This is a genomic window from Anabaena sp. AL09 (assembly GCF_001672255.1).
Classification (GTDB): Bacteria; Cyanobacteriota; Cyanobacteriia; order Cyanobacteriales; family Nostocaceae; genus Dolichospermum; species Dolichospermum lemmermannii.
In genome coordinates this window covers 1-20,596 of sequence record NZ_LJOQ01000007.1, presented here as the reverse complement: position 1 = coordinate 20,596, position 20,596 = coordinate 1, and the positions used below count along the sequence as shown (strand labels likewise).

The 20,596-nt window shown below is 38.1% G+C and carries 20 protein-coding genes and 1 tRNA gene; 9 read left to right on the top strand and 12 right to left on the bottom strand.

The genetic code is table 11. The features are described from left to right. The first annotated feature begins 265 nt into the window (after positions 1–265). On the top strand, positions 266–742 hold the full coding sequence (locus AN490_RS01265) for a DUF1499 domain-containing protein (RefSeq protein ID WP_168694793.1): 477 nt from the start codon (positions 266–268) through the stop codon (positions 740–742). Between the two features lie 122 nt (positions 743–864). On the opposite strand, the gene AN490_RS01260 is transcribed toward AN490_RS01265, so the two are convergent. Next, the gene (locus AN490_RS01260; protein WP_299999216.1) at positions 865–1,524 is read right to left on the bottom strand and encodes a rhomboid family intramembrane serine protease; all 660 of its coding nucleotides are present in this window, start codon (positions 1,522–1,524) and stop codon (positions 865–867) included. A gap of 87 nt (positions 1,525–1,611) precedes the next feature. Here AN490_RS01260 and AN490_RS01255 point away from each other — a divergent pair, with 87 nt between their 5' ends. Then, positions 1,612–1,737, top strand: a complete 126-nt coding sequence (locus AN490_RS01255; protein WP_299999214.1) for a hypothetical protein — start codon at positions 1,612–1,614, stop codon at positions 1,735–1,737. A 177-nt stretch (positions 1,738–1,914) separates the two neighbouring features. On the opposite strand, the gene AN490_RS01250 is transcribed toward AN490_RS01255, so the two are convergent. Both AN490_RS01250 and AN490_RS01245 read right to left on the bottom strand, forming a co-directional pair. Continuing rightward, the gene (locus AN490_RS01250) at positions 1,915–3,261 is read right to left on the bottom strand and encodes an N-acetylmuramoyl-L-alanine amidase (protein ID WP_299999212.1); all 1,347 of its coding nucleotides are present in this window, start codon (positions 3,259–3,261) and stop codon (positions 1,915–1,917) included. A gap of 470 nt (positions 3,262–3,731) precedes the next feature. After that, the gene (locus tag AN490_RS01245) at positions 3,732–4,670 is read right to left on the bottom strand and encodes a serine hydrolase (RefSeq protein WP_299999210.1); all 939 of its coding nucleotides are present in this window, start codon (positions 4,668–4,670) and stop codon (positions 3,732–3,734) included. Positions 4,671–4,906: 236 nt separating this feature from the next. Between AN490_RS01245 and AN490_RS01240 the strand changes: the two genes are divergently transcribed. The 3 genes from AN490_RS01240 to AN490_RS01230 are packed head-to-tail and all read left to right on the top strand — an operon-like array spanning position 4,907 to position 7,895. Next, positions 4,907–5,632 (top strand): C40 family peptidase, encoded by a 726-nt coding sequence (locus AN490_RS01240; protein ID WP_299999208.1) that lies wholly within the window; start codon positions 4,907–4,909, stop codon positions 5,630–5,632. Positions 5,633–5,634: 2 nt separating this feature from the next. Next, a complete protein-coding gene (locus tag AN490_RS01235) occupies positions 5,635–6,627 on the top strand; it encodes a glycosyltransferase family 2 protein (RefSeq protein ID WP_299999206.1) in 993 nt (330 codons plus the stop codon). A 44-nt stretch (positions 6,628–6,671) separates the two neighbouring features. Further along, the gene (locus AN490_RS01230) at positions 6,672–7,895 is read left to right on the top strand and encodes an MFS transporter (RefSeq protein ID WP_299999204.1); all 1,224 of its coding nucleotides are present in this window, start codon (positions 6,672–6,674) and stop codon (positions 7,893–7,895) included. 209 nt (positions 7,896–8,104) lie between these two features. On the opposite strand, the gene AN490_RS01225 is transcribed toward AN490_RS01230, so the two are convergent. Continuing rightward, a tRNA-Arg gene (locus AN490_RS01225) sits at positions 8,105–8,178 on the bottom strand. A 37-nt stretch (positions 8,179–8,215) separates the two neighbouring features. Between AN490_RS01225 and moaC the strand changes: the two genes are divergently transcribed. Continuing rightward, positions 8,216–8,710, top strand: a complete 495-nt coding sequence (gene moaC, locus AN490_RS01220; RefSeq protein WP_213710582.1) for a cyclic pyranopterin monophosphate synthase MoaC — start codon at positions 8,216–8,218, stop codon at positions 8,708–8,710. 114 nt (positions 8,711–8,824) lie between these two features. On the opposite strand, the gene purU is transcribed toward moaC, so the two are convergent. From purU to AN490_RS01190, 6 genes are all read right to left on the bottom strand, one after another. Then, positions 8,825–9,679 (bottom strand): formyltetrahydrofolate deformylase, encoded by an 855-nt coding sequence (gene purU, locus AN490_RS01215; protein ID WP_299999199.1) that lies wholly within the window; start codon positions 9,677–9,679, stop codon positions 8,825–8,827. 187 nt (positions 9,680–9,866) lie between these two features. Next, positions 9,867–10,475, bottom strand: coding sequence for a DUF4340 domain-containing protein (locus AN490_RS01210; RefSeq protein WP_299999197.1), 609 nt, complete (start codon positions 10,473–10,475; stop codon positions 9,867–9,869). 28 nt (positions 10,476–10,503) lie between these two features. Next, positions 10,504–11,175 (bottom strand): aminotransferase class IV, encoded by a 672-nt coding sequence (locus tag AN490_RS01205; RefSeq protein ID WP_299999195.1) that lies wholly within the window; start codon positions 11,173–11,175, stop codon positions 10,504–10,506. Then, entirely contained in the window at positions 11,172–12,794 is a 1,623-nt protein-coding gene (locus AN490_RS01200; RefSeq protein ID WP_299999193.1) for a Gldg family protein, read from the bottom strand. The genes AN490_RS01205 and AN490_RS01200 overlap by 4 nt, the downstream gene beginning before the upstream one ends. Before the next feature lie 144 nt (positions 12,795–12,938). Next, complete coding sequence (locus tag AN490_RS01195) at positions 12,939–13,751, bottom strand: ABC transporter permease (protein ID WP_299999191.1); 813 nt, start codon at positions 13,749–13,751, stop codon at positions 12,939–12,941. Beyond that, positions 13,752–14,747: an ABC transporter ATP-binding protein gene (locus AN490_RS01190; protein WP_015081195.1), complete on the bottom strand. Its 996-nt coding sequence runs from the start codon at positions 14,745–14,747 to the stop codon at positions 13,752–13,754. Between the two features lie 142 nt (positions 14,748–14,889). On the opposite strand from AN490_RS01190, the gene AN490_RS01185 reads away from it, so the two are divergent. The 3 genes from AN490_RS01185 to AN490_RS01175 all read left to right on the top strand — a co-directional run bounded on the left by AN490_RS01185 (position 14,890) and on the right by AN490_RS01175 (position 18,150). Beyond that, complete coding sequence (locus tag AN490_RS01185; protein WP_299999176.1) at positions 14,890–17,520, top strand: EAL domain-containing protein; 2,631 nt, start codon at positions 14,890–14,892, stop codon at positions 17,518–17,520. A gap of 142 nt (positions 17,521–17,662) precedes the next feature. Beyond that, positions 17,663–17,920: a hypothetical protein gene (locus tag AN490_RS01180; protein ID WP_148762694.1), complete on the top strand. Its 258-nt coding sequence runs from the start codon at positions 17,663–17,665 to the stop codon at positions 17,918–17,920. Between the two features lie 59 nt (positions 17,921–17,979). Then, positions 17,980–18,150, top strand: coding sequence for a hypothetical protein (locus tag AN490_RS01175; RefSeq protein WP_299999170.1), 171 nt, complete (start codon positions 17,980–17,982; stop codon positions 18,148–18,150). Here AN490_RS01175 and AN490_RS01170 read toward each other — a convergent pair. Together AN490_RS01170 and AN490_RS01165 are read right to left on the bottom strand one after the other, a co-directional pair. Next, the gene (locus tag AN490_RS01170; RefSeq protein WP_299999168.1) at positions 18,147–18,644 is read right to left on the bottom strand and encodes a hypothetical protein; all 498 of its coding nucleotides are present in this window, start codon (positions 18,642–18,644) and stop codon (positions 18,147–18,149) included. The two genes, AN490_RS01175 and AN490_RS01170, sit on opposite strands and share 4 nt — an antisense overlap. A gap of 87 nt (positions 18,645–18,731) precedes the next feature. Beyond that, entirely contained in the window at positions 18,732–20,339 is a 1,608-nt protein-coding gene (locus tag AN490_RS01165; protein ID WP_299999167.1) for a C2 family cysteine protease, read from the bottom strand. Positions 20,340–20,596: the final 257 nt, after the last annotated feature.

Here is a 20,596-nt window from a genome sequence, read left to right as displayed (position 1 = left end):
GGAATTTGTTGATCAACTTATTGAAGACTTGGACAAACAGTAATATATGGATAGTTATGGGTAGAAATTATCAAGCTGTTTCTACCCCCTACCCATATTTAGACGTTCACTCTATAATATCAGTGCGATTATCATACCCATTTACCCGAATGCAGTATAAGTACATTGGTACTTTCCCCAGCGACTATATGCGCCCGATTCAGACAATAATATATCAAAAGCTGATAATATATCTTAAATCACAGAATATAGTAATTAACTGATTATGTCCAATTTAACAACAATCGCCCGACTACGGAATATTATTTTCTCGATATTTCTAACTCTGATCATTAGTTGCATAGTTCCTGCAACTGCTTCGGCTTCTGACTTGGGAATTGAATCAGGTTCTCTTCGTCCTTGTCCAACTTCCCCTAACTGTGTTGTCAGTCAAAATGCTGATGCTAAACACGCTATTGCACCAATCACTTATGATGTAACACGAGATAAAGCTAGAGAAACTTTACTCAAAGTTCTCACGGTTGTTCCCCGCACCACAGTTATAGAACAAACAGATAATTATATTCATGCGATTTCTAAAAGTCGCATTTTCAAATTCGTTGATGATGTAGAATTTTATTTTCCTAGCAATGATTCAGTTATTCATATTCGTTCTTCTTCTCGTGTGGGAGATTCTGATTTTGGTGTCAACCGCACTCGCTTAGAGCAAATTCGTTTAGCTTTACGAGATTTGAATATTTAATATGAAAATTGTCAGAATCAGGATGTCCAGGATTAAAGGATTAACAGGATTTTCTGTCTGAATCAAGATATTCAGGATTAAAGGATTAACAGGATGAGAATAAGGATTTTATTACCTACTTTCTATTCTCTATTTACCAGTGCAAAAATACTTCCGACAACAAAACCTCCAAGATGCGCCCAATAGGCGACTCCTCCCGTTTCTACACTCATTTTAGCTGCTGCTTGGAGACTAGCAAAACCAGAAATGAGATTTTGCACAAAGAAAATACCAATAATCACTAATGCCGGAACATTAATTGTGGTGATAAAAAAACCTAAAAAGATTAAAGTGGTAATTCTTGCTTGAGGAAACCAGATTAAATATGCTCCCAAAACTCCAGAAATTGCCCCACTTGCTCCCAAGGAAGGAACAGCAGAGTACATACCAATAAACCATTGACATAGAGCAGCTATAGCGCCACAGGTTAAATAAAACAATAGATATTTAAAATGTCCTAAGCGGTCTTCAATATTGTTACCAAATACCCACAAATAGACCATATTGGATATTAAGTGCCACCAACCTCCATGCAAAAATTGTGATGTAAATAAGGTTGTCCACTCTCGACTCCAGTTAATGGTTAATTCTTGCGGTATGACAGCATACAATTGAAAAAACTGTTCTAGTTGTAGATTTGACAAGTTTATTTCATGGAGAAAAACTAGGACATTCATTCCAATTAACCCATAGGTAAAATATGGAGTAATTCGGGTGGGGTTGTCATCGTAGAGGGGAAACACAAATATTGTTCCAAATCATCATTAATAGCACTATAACAGGAGTCAGGAGTCAGGAGTCAGGAGTCAGGAGTTCAGGAGTTCAGAAGTATGGCTAACGCCACGCTTCGCTATCAGGAGTTCAGAAGTATGGCTAACGCCACGCTTCGCTATCAGGAGTTCAGGAGTATGGCTAACGCCACGCTTCGCTATCAGGAGTTCAGGAATGAAGAATGAAGAATGAAGAATGAAGAATGAAGAATGAAGAATGAAGAATGAAGAATGAAGAACATTTTCCTCCTATGGGAATCATAAATGATGTTTAAAAAATTTTAAGTAGGTGGACAATGCCCACCCTACATATATTTCAAAAATCAAATATTATTCCTATGTTGCCTGTTAAGAGTTCCCTAATTACAAAAGATTTGCTGATTCATAGAGTCTTCTGAGAATAGCTGTAATTTTAATTCCGTAGTCTAAATCCGCAGACCAGCGCCCTGACAATTGATGAACTGACGACGCAACTCCTCTAGTCACAAAGCGAAATCTAGGATCTACTTCTTGTTGGACTAAAGGTTCTAAACTGGCATAGGCTTTTAAATGTTGAATATGCGCTCTGACACCAATTCTGGCGCTGGGAAATGATGCTCCTTCCGCACCACCACCAACTGCACCCAAACCGGCAAAGTTATTTTGCTGGGATTTAATGTCAGTACCAAACCGTAAAAATCCAGTTTCTAAACACATTTGACAAAAAGCAATATCATGATTTATGCCTTCAATTGTTGCTTCTTCTCGATATAGTTTAGGAAGATCAGGAAACTGTGTAATGGCGGTTTCATTATTGGTTTTTAGAAATAGTTGTAGCTGTACTTCTGATGTATTACCATTGGAGATAAGTTGCTCAATTTGTCCAGGACAAACTGTTGAAATTGAGCGTAATTTTACTGTGCGCGTGGCACTATCCCAATCAATAGAAATATGAGAATCTCGAAGTTCTACAGCTTTAATATACACTATTTGGCGATAGGTAATTCGGCGTAAATTAGCTAATTTGGAAATATCAATCCGTAACCGATCTACTAAATCAATTGGGATGTAAGCATTCCCATTAATTAATACTCCTTGTTCAGCGTAATTTTGTCCATTAATATTGATATTAATGCTAGAATAATTTTCGGTTTTTGGTTGTTGAGGATCATTTGCTTGACTCCAAGTAGTTAGTCCCTCCGCAATTCCGATGGCAAAATCACGACGACGACTTTGTAATAAAGCCCGATCTTCAGGACTGCTTAAAAAACCGACTTGTAGTAATAAAGCTCCAATCACAGTTTGACGACAAAATTGTAAATTACCCAAGCCACTATCTGTATCTGGTTTCACTCCGCGATTTGGTAATTGGGGGACACGACGCAAAAGTGCCATTAATACCATTTCGGCATTTTGTTTGCGTTGGTCATTTTTGGCAATATAAAATGCACTTGCTCCCCGCACCGATGGACTATTAGCAGCATTGGCTTGAATTTCTAGCGCTACATCTTTGGAATTAGCACGAGCATTAATCCAAGCGATGGTTTGAGCCGCACTCAAATCATCAGGAACAGCTAAAACTTCTACGTTACGGGTGCGGAGTTCTGTCACCACTAAATCTCGCAAAAGAATCATTTCCTTTGCTTCCGTTGTGCCACCAGCGATCGCCCCGGGGTCATTTTTACCCGCTTCTGTGCCACCATGTGCCGCAGAAATAAAAATCCGCCCCATTTTTACCTATTTCCGTTGCTAAGTCCCAGCAATTGCAATTCTTTGACACTCTCAGGGAGCCAAGCCACTGAGATTCTACTGACAGAATTAGATCAAGGGTTTAGCCCAATCCAATCTCGCTGCGACCGCCAAACGCCGCCTAGACGCTCAAAACAACTGCCAATCAAGGTGTTGAAATTGCGCTTACTTTCATTGTTTTCAATGTTTTCAGAATCCATCACTAAGCCAAGACTCGGTACGCTCCACACCCTGCCATTACTCGCTCTTTTAAGTCATACTGCCGTTAGGACTTGAACCTAACCGTTGTTTCATAGAAGCCGGGATTTCTCCGTACTAGGATGCTTCAACACATAGATGTTTTTTGTTCTTACTCACAATTTAATTCTAACATACCACAGGGATTAAAATCCCTCGTGTCGCTTATATCTCAGGAAGCCAAGCCGCGCTCGTTTTACGCTTACCGGATGCTCTTATAAATTAGCGATCGCTTCTGCAATTCTTCCAGACACAAAAGGTAAAATTTCCCGACTCTTAGCTTGTGCTTTCCCTTCTGTAAACACCACCAACAGATAAGGACGTTGATCTGGTAATTCAATATAAGCCGCATCATGGCGGACTGTGCTTGTCCAACCTGCTTTTGACCAGATTTGACTATTTTGAGGTAATCCACCGCCTAAGAAGCCTGTAACCTGGTCTTCTTCCACATCTTGGGGTAAGTCATCAGGGTTAATATTACGTTTGATTAAATTCATCATAGATTGCGATCGCATACTAGAAACCGCTATCCCACCCACGATACTATGTAATAATCTCGCAGTCGCATCCGTCGTCACCATATTCCGATTTTCAAACATCTCCCCATAAAAAGCCCTTTCCCGGCCATAGGGACCATCACCCCAGGTTTTTTGACAGACATTAATTGCTTGCATTTCCTCCCACCCCAAGGACTGGTAATAGCGATTAATAATATTGCGTTGATATTTCCAAGTTTCAAAAGGCCCAGGACTTAACAGCGGACCAGAAGTAGTCCCACTGATGATATCCACAATTAAACTGGTAGCATCATTACTAGAATCAACGATCATATCCGTCAAAGCCCGGTTTAATTCTCCCGAAGTTTGACTCATACCTTTTTCTAGCCATTCTTGCACCACCACCAAATAAAATAACTTCACCACACTGGCCGGATAAATCCGTTCTCCTCCCCGATAGCTAAAACCCCGCACCGGATGTTCCCAAAAAGCATTAGGAGTCAGCGCACCACCCGTATTCACTGGTGCGGGAGGATCATAGACAACCCAAGTCAAAGCAATTTGATTTGCTGCTAAAGTGGGAAACTCTGCCCAAGTTGCCTCTACAATTTGATTACCGATATTTTCTAGTTGTTGATCTTGATTAAAAAAAACCATTTGTGAATAATGTCCTTATGGTATTCAGAGTCTAGTTTCTGGCTTGATTCTATCATTACCTGTATAATTGCTGAGGTATGAAATCTAATTAAACTCATTTTAGGTAATTTAATATGATATTTGATTTAACAAAACTTAATCAAACTTGCAATCCTCATAAAACTCTTGATCAACAAAATGACGAATTACACATTGCATAGACTTTCAAAACATCTTTTAAATTATTTCTCCAAAAAATGAGTAATCTAAAATTAGCACAATATCAATGTTTAACTAACTTGAATCTCTATGATTCTCCTGAATGTATAAGTTTATCCACCCAAGCTGCAACAGGACGACATTTACGAATAACATCAAATCATCAAGATACAGCAATAGAAGTTTGTTTATGTGAAGATGACTATCCAGGATGGTTATCTGTTCCAGATTTACAGTTTCTTCAACTGACAGAAACACTATATCAACCCCAATTCATTTCAGCCGCAGAAATTCAACAACACGTACCCACAATTATCGCTTTTACCCAAGCAGCAAAAGCACAAGATAATTATTACCTTTGGGGTGGCACAGTTGCACCTAATTATGACTGTTCTGGTTTAATGCAAGCAGCATTTAAATCCGTAGGTATTTGGCTACCAAGAGATGCTTATCAACAAGAAGCTTTTACCCAAACAATTGATATTAAAGAATTACAACCAGGGGATTTAATCTTTTTTGGCACTCCTCAAAAAGCCACCCACGTAGGCTTATATTTGGGTAATAATTGCTATATTCACAGTTCAGGAAAAGATCAAGGACGCAACGGTATTGGTATTGACCAACTTTCGTCACAGGGAGACAAAGTTAGTCAGGCTTACTATCAACAACTACGCGGTGCTGGTAGAGTTATGAAAAGTTACTCCCCAGATCCCCGACTTCTTTTAGAAGTCGGGGATCTATTTCCCTTTCAAATCAGTTATTAGCAATGACCAATTACCAATTACCAATTTTAGATGTATCTATAGTTGTCCCCATAAAAGATGAGGTCGAAAGTTTACCTTTATTACTAGAAGCCATTTCTTCGACTCTCACCGCTAGTGAATTGAACTATGAAATTATTTGTGTAGATGATGGTTCTAGTGATGGTACAGCAGAATTTCTCAAAGCACAAGCCCAAACGCGCACTGATTTAAAAGCGATCATTTTGCGACGTAACTATGGACAAACTGCGGCTATGTCTGCGGGCTTTAATTATGCTACAGCTAAAGTAATTGTGACTTTAGACGCTGATTTGCAAAATGACCCCGCTGATATTCCCATGTTATTAGCAAAGCTAGAGGAGGGTTATGATTTAGTTAGTGGTTGGCGGCAAAATCGTCAAGATGGGGCATTAAATCGGTTGCTTCCTTCTAAAATTGCCAATTGGTTAATTCGTCGGGCTACAAGCGTCTATATTCATGATTATGGTTGTTCTTTGAAAGCTTATCGCTCCGAGTTGGTTGCAGATATGAATCTTTATGGAGAACTACACCGCTTTTTACCTGCATTGGCATATATTGAAGGGGCGAGAATTACAGAAGTACCTGTCCGTCATCATGCGCGACGTTTTGGACAAAGTAAGTATGGCATATCGCGGACGTTCCGGGTATTGATGGATTTATTAACTATTCTGTTTATGAAGAAGTTTCTCACCCGTCCCATGCACGTTTTTGGGCTATTAGGCTTAATTTCTATGGTTTCTGGGGGAGGAATAGGTATATATTTGACTGTTATCAAATTGGCTTTTCATGTAGATATTGGTAGCCGTCCTTTATTGATTTTGGCAGTGTTGCTTTTAGTAACAGGAGTACAACTATTTTGCTTCGGCCTTTTGGCAGAATTACTGATGCGGACCTATCATGAATCTCAAGGACGACCAATCTATCGGGTGCGGGAAGTTGTGGCGAAAAATATTATGGCAAGAGAAAATAGAAAGTAACGTAACAATAGAGAAATAATACTTTTTGCATTATTGCATCTGCCGTGAAAACTTTTGATACTTTTGACGCTGAACTGCGAAAAAACCTGCTCATGTTATTTGCAGCGGGTTTGTTTTTCTGGTCAGGTTTGGCTTCGTTATTGCCTACCTTACCCTTATATATTGAACATATTGGTGCAAGCAAACAAGAAATTGGCATTGTTATGGGTAGCTTTGCCATTGGGATGTTGCTATGTCGCCCGTCAATGGGGGCTTTAGCAGATATACGGGGTCGTAAGATAGTATTATTGATTGGAATGTCCGTGGCAGCGATCGCTCCTTTGGGATATTTATGTGTAAAATCAATTATTCCCCTGATGGTAATTCGTGCCTTTCATGGCATTAGTATCGCCGCTTTTGCCACAGCTTACATTGCTTTAGTCAGCGATTTAGCACCAGAACACCGTCGCGGTGAAGTCGTCGGTTATATGAGTTTAGTTAATCCCCTGGGAATAGCACTTGGCCCCGCTATCGGGGGATTTTTGCAAGCAAGTGCTGGTTATACTCCGTTATTTTTATCATCTGCGGCTTTAGGTGGCATGGGTTTATTATGTATAATCCCCATTGTCAATCCACCTATTATCACCAAACCACATAACAGCAAAAATGATAACTTTTGGCAAATATTAACTAGTCCTCGCGTGCGAATTCCGGCCATTGTCTTATTGCTGAGTGGTTTGACTTTAGGTAGTTTGCATACTTTTATCTCCCTATTTATCAAATCAACCGGCGTTGATTTAAATCCAGGTTTCTTTTTCTCTGCTGCCGCTGTCTCCAGTTTTAGTTGTAGATTATTTAGTGGTAAAGCTTCTGATAGATATGGTCGGGGTTTGTTTGTCACCATGAGTTTAATAGCTTATACACTCTCTATCATCTGCGTTTGGCAAGCAAATAACTCCTTCATGTTCTTATTAGGAGCATTGATGGAAGGTGCTGCTTCTGGTACACTCATTCCCATGATTTCTGTATTAATGACAGATAGGGCTTTACCCCACGAACGCGGGAGAATATTTGGTGCTTCCTTAATGGGATTTGATATCGGTTTAGCTATAGCTGGTCCAATTTTTGGTACATTTGCCGAAACCCTGGGTTATCGGAATATGTTTGGTTTGACTACGGGTTTAACTGTAATAGCCATGATCATCTTCCTTACCCAGTCTAGTCGTAATATCCCTCAATCTCTGCGTTTTGCCTTTGGTCGCACAGAAGATATCTATGCCGTAAAATAACCGGAGGTATGAAATCCCAAATTGAACCTTTAAAACTCAAACCTCAGTGCGTCTAATCTTCGAGATCACGAAGCGTGATTGCGCCTTTGCGTGAGACTAAAATTCATACCCTTAATCAGCAACACCGATAACCGTAGGGGCGCAGTCCCTCCACCCATTAAAAATGCACAAACTCCAAAAAAGGAACTTGTGCATTTTTAATTATAAAATGGGCGAGGAGGGATTCGAACCCCCGACACCGTGGTTCGTAGCCACGTGCTCTAGTCCACTGAGCTACACACCCTTGACCCACGAATTTAATAATAGCACAGACTTTCCCAATGACGCAAGCTAATTTTTCAAATTCTTTTCCACTAACCCATTTGGATGCCCAAGGAGAGGCTCAAATGGTTGATGTATCCGGCAAAGTCGCCACCATTCGCCAAGCTGTAGCCACTGGTAAGGTGCGAATGTTACCTGAGACGTTCGCCGCTATTCAAGCCGGAAACACCCCCAAGGGGGACGTTTTGGCAACTGCGAGGTTAGCGGGAATTATGGCTGCTAAACAAACAGCTAATTTAATTCCCCTTTGTCACCCCTTACCCTTACAGAAAATCACTGTGGAGATTATCCCCGATGCCCAACTACCCGGTTATCAAATTGATGCCACTGTGAAAACTAAAGCGGAAACTGGGGTAGAAATGGAAGCTTTAACAGCGGTGTCCATTGCTGCTTTAACTTTATATGATATGGCTAAAGCGTTAGAGAAATCAATTCAGATTGAAGCGATTCATTTAGTTAGTAAAACAGGTGGAAAGTCTGGGAATTGGGGATAGGCGTAGGTTGGGTTAAGCGACAGTGCAACCCAACGCAATCATTAATAATGTTGGGGTTGGGAGTTGGGATGTTGGGTTTCCTTGCGTCAACCCAACCTACCTATGATTATAAATTTACTCAAAAACTACGGTTCTATTTCCATAAACTAAAACGCGATTTTGTAAATGCAATCTCACCGCTCTTGCTAACACAATTCTTTCTAAATCTTTACCTTTTCTAATTAAATCATTCACCTCATCTCGATGACTTACCCGCACTACATCCTGTTCAATAATTGGTCCTGCATCTAAGTTAGGGGTAGCATAATGGGCTGTTGCACCAATAATTTTTACTCCTCTTTCAAAGGCGCGATGATAGGGATTAGCACCAATAAATGCAGGTAAAAATGAATGATGAATATTAATAATTTGCGGGAATTTTTCAATAAAATCCGCGCTAACTATTTGCATATATTTTGCTAAAACTACCAAATCAATTTTGTATTTATGCAATAATTCTAGTTGTTTGACTTCTTGTTCTTGTTTATTGTCTTTAGTAATAGGTATGTAATGATAATCAATGCCAAATTGTGCAACCACTGGTTGTAAATGGGGATGATTACTCATAATTAACGGAATTTCTGCATGAAATTCTTTAGCGTGATATCTCCAAATTAAATCAAATAAGCAATGATCTTGACGACTTACCCAAATAGCAATGCGGGGAAGAGTATCAGAAAAGTGTAATTCCCATTTTGCATTTAAAGATTGAGCAATAGCATTAAAAGCGGGAGCAATTAAATCTTTTGGTAAATTAAATCCTTTTAATTGCCATTCTATGCGAGTTAAAAATAATCCAGCTTCAAAATCTGTATGCTGATCTGCATGAGTAATATTGCCACCATGATCATAGATGAAATTGGCGAATTTGGCTACCAATCCCTTTTGATCTGGACAAGAAATTAATAAAGTTGCTGTTTGTTTTGTCATTGAAAATAAGAAATAATAATTTTTGCTATTTGAAATCTCGTTCCCAGTCTCTGACTGGGAATGCTATCACAGAGGCTCTGCCTCGACTATAATTGAGAGCAGAACCTTCTAGAATTGCCCCGACTATAATGAAGGCAGAGCCTTCTAGAATCCATTCCCATACAGAGTATGGGAACGAGATTATACATTATTTATTTGTAGGAGTTGGGGAAGGAAGATTAGGTAATGGTTGTATATCAATCTTTTCTGCTGGTTGTTTCCATTCAGATATGTCTCGATTGACTGCATTTACAAAATCTTTAGACACTAACAATAAGTTCATATTTTTGTTACTATCAGCTTGAGCATATAAAAATTGATTATTAAAATCACCTTTACCTAAAATCAATTGATGGCTTTCTTGATTTTTCAGTTTAATATCAATAGTCGCTACAGGTTTATCTAAACCAAATTCTGATAATTCAGCGGATGAAATTAATACTGTTCTTTCACTTTTTCCTTTAACTAATAAATCCATTAAGTAAGAAACAATTGCATCATTTGCTAGTGCTGATATGGGAGATTTGATTTCCCATTGGGGTTTTTCAGATGTATTTCTTCTTTCTAGTTGTAATGTTGTCTCCTTAATTTTAATTGTTAAAGATTGGACATCATCAGCGGTAAAAGTGAAAATTTTCTGGTTTTGGATTTTTATTTCTGTTTGCTGATTTTTTCCTTTGATTTCATGAAGGTAGACAAAACCACCCAAACCCAGGGCTAAAAGTATTAAAATCAAAGTTGTTTTTGGAAATTTCATATTGAATATTAATTAATAAATTACCTAATTAGTGAGAAATTAAAACTGCTTCTCGCCATTTTTTCACTGAGTTAATTATATAGATGCGATTGCTATATTTTAACGTTTCCATTGTCATAATTTCTTCTCTAATTTTACCTTTGTCAAGTAAATTAGCGCGAAAAGTTCCGGCTAACAAACCACATTTTACCGGAGGTGTCAGCAATTCTCCATTTAACTCCACCACAATATTACCAATAGAGGTTTCTGTAATTTCACCTCTTTCATTCCACAATAAAACATCATCACAATCAGGAAAAGCGGCTTTTGCTATTTCATAAACTTGGCGATTAGTCGTTTTATGATACAAAAATATATTAGTAGAGTCAACAGGTGTGCAACACATACCTAACTTGACTATTTCTTGATTTTTCACAGGAGATAAAGACATAGTTTGATATGTAATCTCACCATCAGAATTTAACAGTAATCGCACTTTATAAGCTTGATTTAAAAATGATTCTGCTAATTTATTAAGTTGAGTTTTTAGGCTATTTATATCAACACTAAAATCAAAGTAAATTGCTGAATTTTTCAACCGTTGTAAATGATAATCTAAAACAAAATAACCATCATGAGCTTGCCATAATATTGTTTCTAAAAGTGAAAAATCTGATTGATTCAATGAGAAACTATCATGAATTACTAATTGATTTTTCATCGGCGTTTCCGCCAAATCACAAAACCTGTTCCTAAACCAATTAAAGGTAATACAAACACGGCAGCTATTGTTAATAAGTTAGCCTGAAGAGTTGATATAACAATCCGGCGATTTTTTGGTTCTTTAGGACGAATTGAAAGAAGTTGTTGATCTTGTTGACTTAGCCAACTAACTGAGTTTAAGAATACATCTCCATTTAATTGTTGTTCAAATAAACCATCAGCGGCAAAATTTGAGTTTCCAAATACTACTAATCTTGACTCTTTCGCAGTAGGTTGAGAATTTGTGGGAATTGGACTTGGTGAATTTGTGGGAATTGGTGCTGGTGAATTTGTGGGAATTGGACTTGGTAAAGTTGTGGGAATTGGATTTGATGACTTTCTAGTTAATGCTACTCCTAAAGTTAAAGGTCCTTTTAAGTCTTGACCTTCATTAAATTCTAATTTTTCACTTTTCTGATCACTTTCTGCCCAACTGCTAGGGTAGGGTTTGGTTTTCAATAAAGCCATAGACTCGATACCAGGAACAGGATCAATTTCCAAAGGACGAGTTAAGGGATATACAGAAATATTTTTCCCAAAATCCTTAGTAATAGGATGTTGTCCATATTCTGTTACTAAGATAGCAGCAGGTCCTAGTTGCAAATTTGCCCCAGAAGTGTCAATGGCCAAACGATTATCTAAATGCACACCCCAATCTTTTAAAATAGTGTCTATTTTCGGGTTGGTATTAGGATCAATCATCAATAATAAGTTACCACCACGATTAAGATAATTTTGTAAAGCTATGACTTCCCCTGTCAATAATTCTTTCTTTGGTCCAGCGACAACTATAACAGTAGCATCATCAGGAACTTGTGGCTGTTCTGCTAAATTTAAAGCTGATGTTGTCAAGTTTTTATCGGTTAATCCTTGAATTGCTTGGGAAATTGCTCCTTTACTAGCTGTAAGTGGATGTTCACCATGACCTTGAAGAAAGTAAACTTTAGCAGTTGTAGAACTGGTAATTTGTTGTAAACGAGTAGTTAATTTTATTTCTGACAACCGTTCATTTTCATTAATTATCTGGACTAATTGCCGTTTGTTTTGAAATTCAAGATAAACTTCACCATAATCTTTAACACCAAATTTTTCTGCTATTCCTGGCTTTAATTGAGGATCAAGATACTCAAATTTAAATTTATTACTTTGACGATGATAGTTATCTAATAATTCTCGATCTTGAAGATTTTGTTCTTTACTGAATAACCAAACTTTCATTGTTTCGGGTAAATTACTCACTAATTCCCTTGATTGAGGGGATAGAGTAAATAATTGACTATCTGTTAAATCTAGTCGCAAATGATAGCGAATACCTAAAAAGTTAATTAATCCCAAGATAACTAATACTGATAAGGTAGCGACTAAAGCATTAGTACCAGATTGGGTAGAACGTTTTTGCCACCATTTACTTTGTTGACTTTGTATTATTATCCATAGGCTACAAATTACTAGACCTAGTATTGTTAATAATAAAGGGATTATTCCCCATTTTTCTGATATTAAACCAATGGTTAAGCCAGCAGCTAAAAAGAATGGTCCGAGCCAAAATACAAGTTTCCAAAGTTTATTTTTATTCATTAGGGAACGGGGAGTAGGGGGAGTAGGGGGAGTAGGGGAAGTAGGGGGAGTAGGGGGAGTAGGGGAAGTAGGGGGAGTAGGGGAAGTAGGGGGAGTAGGGGGGAGAAAGAATTTTCCCAATGACAACTAACAACTGACTACTGACTACTGACGTTGAAACCTAAGTGCATCAATTGATTGGGCAGTGAGAAAAATACCTAAAATAATGTAACTGGCAAATAAAATCAAGCCGCTAGTATCAAAAATTCCTTGAATCAGAGTGTTGTAATGTTTAAGCAGAGATAGATGACTCACGGCTTCACCAATTGGTCCAGGAATGGCTTTGGCAATTAAATCAATGAACAACAGCAAAATCACAACGGCAAAGGTAAGAACAGCCGATAAAATTGTACTGTCTGTTAATGAGGAAATAAACATTCCTAAAGACAAAATCGCTGCTGCTAGTAAGAGTAATCCTAAATGACCAAGTAAGGGAATTATGGGTGATATGGATGGATTGGAACTAGATAAAGCGATCGCTTCCAATCCTATTAAGGGTAAAATCATTGTCAGGAAAAATGTTAATACCCCTAATAATTTACCCACAGCCACAGCCCAATTGGTAATTGGTGATGTGGCTAATAGTTCCAAAGTTCCTCGTTTGCGTTCTTCAGCATAGAGTCCCATTGAGAGAATAGGCAATACAAATAACATTAACCATCCCATTCTATCTAAAAATGCCCGCACAAATTCATAGGGAACATCTATTGTTGGGACGGGAACTCCCATTTGTTGCCCTTGGAAATCATAACTAGAAACTGTGACTAAAATTCCTTCTGGTCCTAACAAAATCATCACGAAAAATAAACCAGCTAAAAACCAAAATGCACTAGCTATTCCATAGGCTAATGGGGAAACAAAATAACTCTGTAGTTCTCGACGATAAATGGCAATAATATTGGCGATGACTATACCCATTTATGCAGTTTCTCCTTCTTCAATTTCTGAAGTTATCTCTGGTGGTAAATGCTTTTCTGCTGTAGTTAGTTCTAAGAAAACATCTTCTAGTGTGGCATTTATTCGCCGCATTTCATATAAATCAAATCCAGCCCGAATTAAAGCCGCCGTAATTTCTTTTCCTGGTTCTATTCCTGGCTGTAATATGACTCGTAAGCAAGTATGATTTTCTGATAATTGCTGATGGTTAGGCATTAATTCTACTAAACTTACACCGGATATATTTTGCAGCATTTGTTTAGCTAAAGCTGCTTCTCCGCCGATTTCTAACTCATATCCTGCCCCAACTGTTAACTGTGTCATTAAATTTTCTGGGGTATTAGTTGCAACTATTTCCCCCCGATTAATAATAGCAACTCGGTTACAGGTCATACTCACTTCTGGTAGAATATGAGTAGATAAAATTATAGTGTGTGTTCCTGCTAAACTTTTAATTAAGTTCCGCACTTCGATAATTTGCCGGGGATCAAGACCAACAGTAGGTTCATCAAGAATAATTGCTGGGGGATCATGAACAATCGCTTGGGCAATCCCCACTCTTTGCCGATAACCTTTAGAAAGTTTGCGAATAATGACTTTGCGCTTGTCTTCTAAGTTACAGCGCTTAATGGCTGCTGTTACTTTTGTTGGGCGATCGCCTGAAGAAACTCCCTTAATCCGAGCAACAAAGTGTAAAAACCCTTCCACCGTCATCTCTGGATATAATGGCGGCGTTTCCGGTAAATAACCAATTCGCTGCCGCACCAACAGAGAATGATCATGGACATCATAACCCGCAATCTTCACTGTTCCACTGGTAGCAGGTAAATAACCGGCTAAAATTCGCATAGTTGTGGTTTTACCAGCCCCATTAGGACCCAAAAACCCCAAAATTTCCCCCGGTTCTACGCTAAAGGTAACATCCGTAATTGCCGTTGTCGAACCGTAAATTTTACTCAGATGCTCAACTTCAATCATTTGCCCAATCACCAATCATGAGAATACCCACATAATCTTAGCTTCTGCTCCCTGTTCGTTGTTCCCTTTTTTTGTAATAATTCAGAATATAGAAAAATTTTTACGTAAATTATTCAAATACATAGAACTGTAAGGAAAATGCATGGAAGGGAATGAGACAGAAAAAATTCGCCATTTATTAGTTGTCCAAGATCCAAAAGGGCAGCGCACTCTTCCTTTGCTAGAAGCAACATACTCTTTAGGAAGGGATTTAAGAAATGCTATTGTTCTTTATTCTGCGTCTGTATCCAGACAACACGCGATATTATTAAGGGTAACAATCCCCAATACTGATCAATATGGGTTTAGGATTATTGATGGTAACTTCGAAGGGAGAAAAAGCACTAACGGTTTATTTGTAAATGGCAATAAATGTCTTCATCATAATCTTCAAAATGGAGATGTTATTGCATTTGATAGTCACACTCAAGCTAAATACTATGTAATTACTAATCTTTCAGAGCAAATATTTTCTGAGTCTTGTGGAACTGGTGACTTGTCTAATTTCCTTTCTGGCAAGGTAAATTCTGTTTCTCACGTTAGTAAAGCTATTATAGAAAATATTAATTTTGGAGCTGATAGTGAGACAGCTTTAGCCCGCCTAGCTTCTTTTCCTGAACTTATTCCTAATGCTATTATTGAAATGGATTTAGCAGGAAGAGTAACATATCTAAATCCGGCAGCAGCGGCCAAATTTCCGAACTTAAGGCAGATAGGTCAGGAACACCCAATTTTGACCCAATTATTAACAGCAGTTAAGAATCAAGCGCAAAATTCCTTTGTCCGGGAAGTAACAATTGGTAACCAAATTTTTGAACAGTCTGTTCATTACTTACCCGAAAGTGATTTAATTAGAACTTTTATTATTAGAGAAATTACTGAGCAAAAACAAGCTGAACTAGAACTAAAACAACGCGATCGCCTATTACAAGGAGTAGCGGAAGCGGCAAATTATTTATTAGCAGAAATGAACTATGATCTAGCTATCGAAAAAGCACTGGCAGCATTAGGAGAAGCTACCAATGTAGAACGAGTCTATCTATTCCAAACTCATCCCCATCCAGTGAGCGGAGAAATGTCCATTAGTATGCAGTGTAAATGGATTAAATCTGGTGCAGAAACTTCCCACTCCCATTGGCAAAATCAGTCTTATCAAACCCCTGGATTAGAACGGTGGTATAGCAAACTTTTTCAAGGTGAGACTATTAGCGACTTTACCCAAATATTTTCCCCGGAGGAACAAAAACTGCTCATGGGAGATCATATTAAATCCCTTCTATTTGTACCGCTAAGATTAGAAACACAGTTCTGGGGCTGTTTGGGTTTAGTTGAATGCAAATCAGAGCGTTATTGGTCAAAACATGAAGAATCTAGCCTGATCACAATGGCCGCAAGTATTAGTGGCGCTCGTCAACGTCAGCAAATAGAGGAAAAGATCCGCTATCAGGCCATGCACGACTTACTGACTGGACTGCCTAATCGGTTACGATTCAACGATATCCTCAACCAAGGCCTCCAAAAAATAATTCAGCCAGAGGAAAGTATTGCCGTGATGTTCCTGGATCTGGATCGCTTTAAAATTATCAATGATACTTTGGGGCATACAGTCGGAGATGATTTATTAAAAATTGTCGCCCAAAGAATCAGAGACACAATTAGAATTGAAGATGTTGTGGCTCGTTGGGGTGGTGATGAATTCACTATTTTCTTACCACGAGTAACTGAAATTCCACCCATTATCCAAATAGCTGAAAATATTCTCCAGACTTTAGAAGATGCTTTTTATATCAACGGACATGAACTTTATATTAGTTCTAGTATTGGCATAGCCCTATTGGGTAAAGATAGTCCTGATGCCGAAACCCTCATTCAACACGCAGACGCGGCGTTATATTATGCTAAAAATGAAGGCAGAAATAATTACCAATTTTATAAAGAATCTCTCAGTCAAAAAAATCCCGAATTATTGAACTTAGAAAAAAATTTACGCCATGCCATGAAACGCAAAGAATTGATGCTTTACTATCAGCCTCGTGTTAATATTACCACGGGTAAAATTACAGGCATGGAGGCTTTATTGCGTTGGAATCACTCAGAAATGGGTGTAATTTCTCCCGCTGTTTTTATTCCTATAGCGGAAAAAAGCGGTTTAATTATCTCTATTGGTGAATGGGCATTACGTCAGGCTTGTATACAAAATAAAGCTTGGCAAGATGCGGGATATCAACCAATTACAATTGCCGTTAATCTTTCTCCTCAGCAATTTGACCAACCTAAGTTAGTAGAAATATTAACTGATATTTTAACAGAAACTCAACTAAAACCAGAATTTTTAGAATTAGAAATTACGGAAACTACAGCGATCGCCGATATCAATTTCACGACAACTGCACTCCAAAATTTAGCAGAAATGGGGTTACTTTTGTCCATTGATGACTTTGGTACAGGCTATTCTTCCCTAAATCGCTTACAAGTCTTACCATTCCATAACTTAAAAATTGATCAATCTTTTATCAAAGAACTAACTACAGATCCAAAAGTTGCTCATATTATCCAAGCGATAGTTACCCTAGGACAATCTTTAGGATTGAGATTAATCGCTGAAGGTGTAGAACATCCCGCAGAATTAGAGTTTTTACGCTCGATTAACTGTGATGAAGTCCAAGGATACCTATTATATCGTCCACTGTCAGTTGAACAAGCTACAGAAGCTTTGAAAAATGAAAATAAATAGTTATAGGCGGCAGGCAAAATTAATTATATAAAAGATTTGGATTTAATGTAGGGTAGGGGTAGCGCCCCCGTGCCTACCCCGTGCCTACCCCGTGCCTACTAAAATAAGTGAAAAGATAACTTAGTCAGGAACAGATGAAATCATGAGAGTTTGGTTTGTATGCTTTTTTGTTCTGTTTGCATTCGCAGAGTTTTTTAAGTGGTTACAAGGTTTTTCTGTCCCATTACCAATATATATTTTAGGGGGGGCATTTTTAGCTGTTGCCTCTAACTATGATCAGATTTTTGGTTATAACCTCAGCAATATTTCTACAATCAACCCGGTGGAAGTACCCCAGGAAATACCTAAGTTGGAATCAGCAGCAAATTCAACCCTAATTTCTTTAAAGACTTCCAATTAAAAAAATATCCCAAAATTTCTTGTAGTGCGGGCATCTTGCCCGCTAATAATAAAAGGACGATGTTAGATACTGGCTTTACAGGTTTTCTAGCAATTAATAAACAAGATTTAGAAGGACTATATTGGCAATTTCTTCGTAAAAAGGTGATTGGAATTTTTGCCTTTGGTGGTGAATTTTCAAGCTGGTATTTTGACTTTGGGATAATTACAATTAGCTTATTAAGTAGCTAATGTCTATCTACCTCAACAGCTTCAGACTCAATTTTATTAACCTCTTCCCCGATTTGATAGGTAATTATTGCCTTTACTCGATCTTTTCCAGCATAGCCGATTTTATTAGTTAGATGAATATCAATTACCGAATTTTCTAAAGGTTTTAATTCAATCCGTTTCGGTTGAAAACTGAAAGATTGTAATTTACGATCAGAAACATTACGAACTTCAATCTTTTTAATAATCACAGTTTGATTTTTTTGCTGATGATTTTCTAAGCTGACAAATACAGTCGCAAAACCAATATCGCGGTTCGGTTGGGGAGGAATACCTACAGGTGGTAACTTATTCTCTTGAGACAGTAAAGAAACCTTAATCATAACTTTCTTATTAACAGCCTTTGACTGTAAGTATGACGATGGTTGACTGTGAAAATCTCTAGGTAAATAATGACAACAATCCACCATACTATCAAAACTTAATAAACTAAACAACAATAATAATGGTTTCATCCACATCACCTTATATTATTGAAATCATGATTACATCAATAAACAGCAGTACAAATAATTAATATTCGTACTGCTACCAGATGATGTCTAGGTATTAGACCATTGGATAATCGCTCTCAAAGAGACTAATTGATCAAATGTGACATCAGCATGAGCAAAACCCCAAGGATTACGTAAATAGAAAGTTCCATTAGTGGCATTATAGGCAGTAATGGTGTAAGCATGACGATCAACCACACCAAAACCAGCACCATAGACAAAACCTGCTGTTAAAATCTGATTAGAATTAACCAAATTAATCAGTTGAGTTTGAGTCATATTACTGACAGATTGGGAAGTAGCGGCTAATCCCGTTACTTGACGAATTACCTTATCCATCCAACCCCCTGAAATAGCTGCATAGGAGTTGGTAGAAGTGCTAGAACGACTCCAACCAGATTCAGCTAACTGGGCATAAGCCTTTTCAGCTAAAGAAACCCAAAGTTCATTGCTAGTGGAACTAGACGAACCTCCACCCCAACCAGCATAAACAGCATTACCTGATAAATTAGTTGGTAACTGACGATCTACAGTCAAATAGTCAGCTACACCATTGTTATAAAAACGAACAGTGAAGGTACTATCACCATTGTCCGTGAACATATTTTGGATGTAAGTCGGGTTTTCCTGGGCAATGGAAGATAAAGTAGCTAAATAGTAGCAATCTCCCACCTGTCCTTGTCGAATATCATTAGCACTAATGCCATTCTGGAACAGAGAACCACTAACAGAACGATAGGAATAGCTGGAATTGGTCAAACCAGGACGATTATTTCCTAAGAACCACTTACCAATCAGATTTTCCATTTGGGTAGCACTACTACCACCAAACAAGTTACCAATAGTAGAACGAGTGTTAGCAACGTCACTATTGGCAATCTTATTAGATAAGACTTTCACGGAATCAGCCATAGTGAAGAGGGTAGAGTTACTAACAAGAGTCCGTAAGTCAGTTAACTCACTGGCATCAATTACACCACCATCTTTAGCATCACGGAAAATGGAAATCATATCATTGCGACTCAAATTACCATCAGCAGCTAAGGAACGGGTTAAAGTGATAATTTGAGCATCTAGTAGATTTTGACTATACCAATTTGTCGGAATCGGTGTTGGTGTGGGAGTTGGTGTGGGAGTTGGTGTGGGAGTTGGTGTGGGAGTTGGTGTGGGAGTTGGTGCAACACCAGTAGCATTTAAGGACAAACTGTAGTTAGTATCACCACTAAACTGATATACCCGCGCATAATAAGTACCTGCACTCAACTGACAAGTAATCGATTCAGAAGTAGTACCAAAAGCTTGAGAACGGGAAATTACACCACCAGAACTATTGAGTAACTGAACATCCGCATCAGCACTCAAGCCTGTTAAACTCAATCTAAAGTTACTTGGTGTTCCCACATTGAAACTATAGTAATCGTTAGTATCACCGGTTCCTACCCAATCACTAAAACTTTGAGTTGCTGTTAATGCACCAACAGCACGGGCTGTAGCTAGGGTATTTCCAGCATTATCAACAGGTGCATTTAACGATGGAAGTTGCTGTGAACTATACTGTGTTGGATTAAGACTGAAAGGGTCTTTATCCAGGTAAGTTAAGGAATTGCCCAATCCTGATAAAGAGGAATCAAAAGACTTTTCAGAACCATCAAACATAATGCGCTCCTAAATCATTTAATCATTTAACAACAACGATTCAGCATCATGTATCTGTTGCTGAATTAGTGATTTTGTAAGATCTTGTCAAGAGTTTGTAACTGTCACAACAACTATACAGATTCTACTGAGAATACAACAAGAGTGAAAATACTTGAATTGCTGATATATTTTTTAACTTAGTTTCATCAAGACGATACAATACTGAAAACCTATACGTTGCCTATAAAAAGGCTAAAATCATTTTTTAGTCATTT

Bases quoted from the DNA above. Each gene is read 5' to 3' on its own strand.
- AN490_RS01265 (WP_168694793.1), top strand. From the start codon at position 266: ATGTCCAATTTAACAACAATCGCCCGACTACGGAATATTATTTTCTCG.
- AN490_RS01255 (WP_299999214.1), top strand. From the start codon at position 1,612: ATGGCTAACGCCACGCTTCGCTATCAGGAGTTCAGAAGTATGGCTAAC.
- AN490_RS01250 (WP_299999212.1), bottom strand. From the start codon at position 3,261: ATGGGGCGGATTTTTATTTCTGCGGCACATGGTGGCACAGAAGCGGGT.
- AN490_RS01245 (WP_299999210.1), bottom strand. From the start codon at position 4,670: ATGGTTTTTTTTAATCAAGATCAACAACTAGAAAATATCGGTAATCAA.
- AN490_RS01240 (WP_299999208.1), top strand. From the start codon at position 4,907: ATGAGTAATCTAAAATTAGCACAATATCAATGTTTAACTAACTTGAAT.
- AN490_RS01235 (WP_299999206.1), top strand. From the start codon at position 5,635: ATGACCAATTACCAATTACCAATTTTAGATGTATCTATAGTTGTCCCC.
- moaC (WP_213710582.1), top strand. From the start codon at position 8,216: ATGACGCAAGCTAATTTTTCAAATTCTTTTCCACTAACCCATTTGGAT.
- purU (WP_299999199.1), bottom strand. From the start codon at position 9,679: ATGACAAAACAAACAGCAACTTTATTAATTTCTTGTCCAGATCAAAAG.
- AN490_RS01210 (WP_299999197.1), bottom strand. From the start codon at position 10,475: ATGAAATTTCCAAAAACAACTTTGATTTTAATACTTTTAGCCCTGGGT.
- AN490_RS01205 (WP_299999195.1), bottom strand. From the start codon at position 11,175: ATGAAAAATCAATTAGTAATTCATGATAGTTTCTCATTGAATCAATCA.
- AN490_RS01200 (WP_299999193.1), bottom strand. From the start codon at position 12,794: ATGAATAAAAATAAACTTTGGAAACTTGTATTTTGGCTCGGACCATTC.
- AN490_RS01195 (WP_299999191.1), bottom strand. From the start codon at position 13,751: ATGGGTATAGTCATCGCCAATATTATTGCCATTTATCGTCGAGAACTA.
- AN490_RS01190 (WP_015081195.1), bottom strand. From the start codon at position 14,747: ATGATTGAAGTTGAGCATCTGAGTAAAATTTACGGTTCGACAACGGCA.
- AN490_RS01185 (WP_299999176.1), top strand. From the start codon at position 14,890: ATGGAAGGGAATGAGACAGAAAAAATTCGCCATTTATTAGTTGTCCAA.
- AN490_RS01180 (WP_148762694.1), top strand. From the start codon at position 17,663: ATGAGAGTTTGGTTTGTATGCTTTTTTGTTCTGTTTGCATTCGCAGAG.
- AN490_RS01175 (WP_299999170.1), top strand. From the start codon at position 17,980: ATGTTAGATACTGGCTTTACAGGTTTTCTAGCAATTAATAAACAAGAT.
- AN490_RS01170 (WP_299999168.1), bottom strand. From the start codon at position 18,644: ATGAAACCATTATTATTGTTGTTTAGTTTATTAAGTTTTGATAGTATG.
- AN490_RS01165 (WP_299999167.1), bottom strand. From the start codon at position 20,339: ATGTTTGATGGTTCTGAAAAGTCTTTTGATTCCTCTTTATCAGGATTG.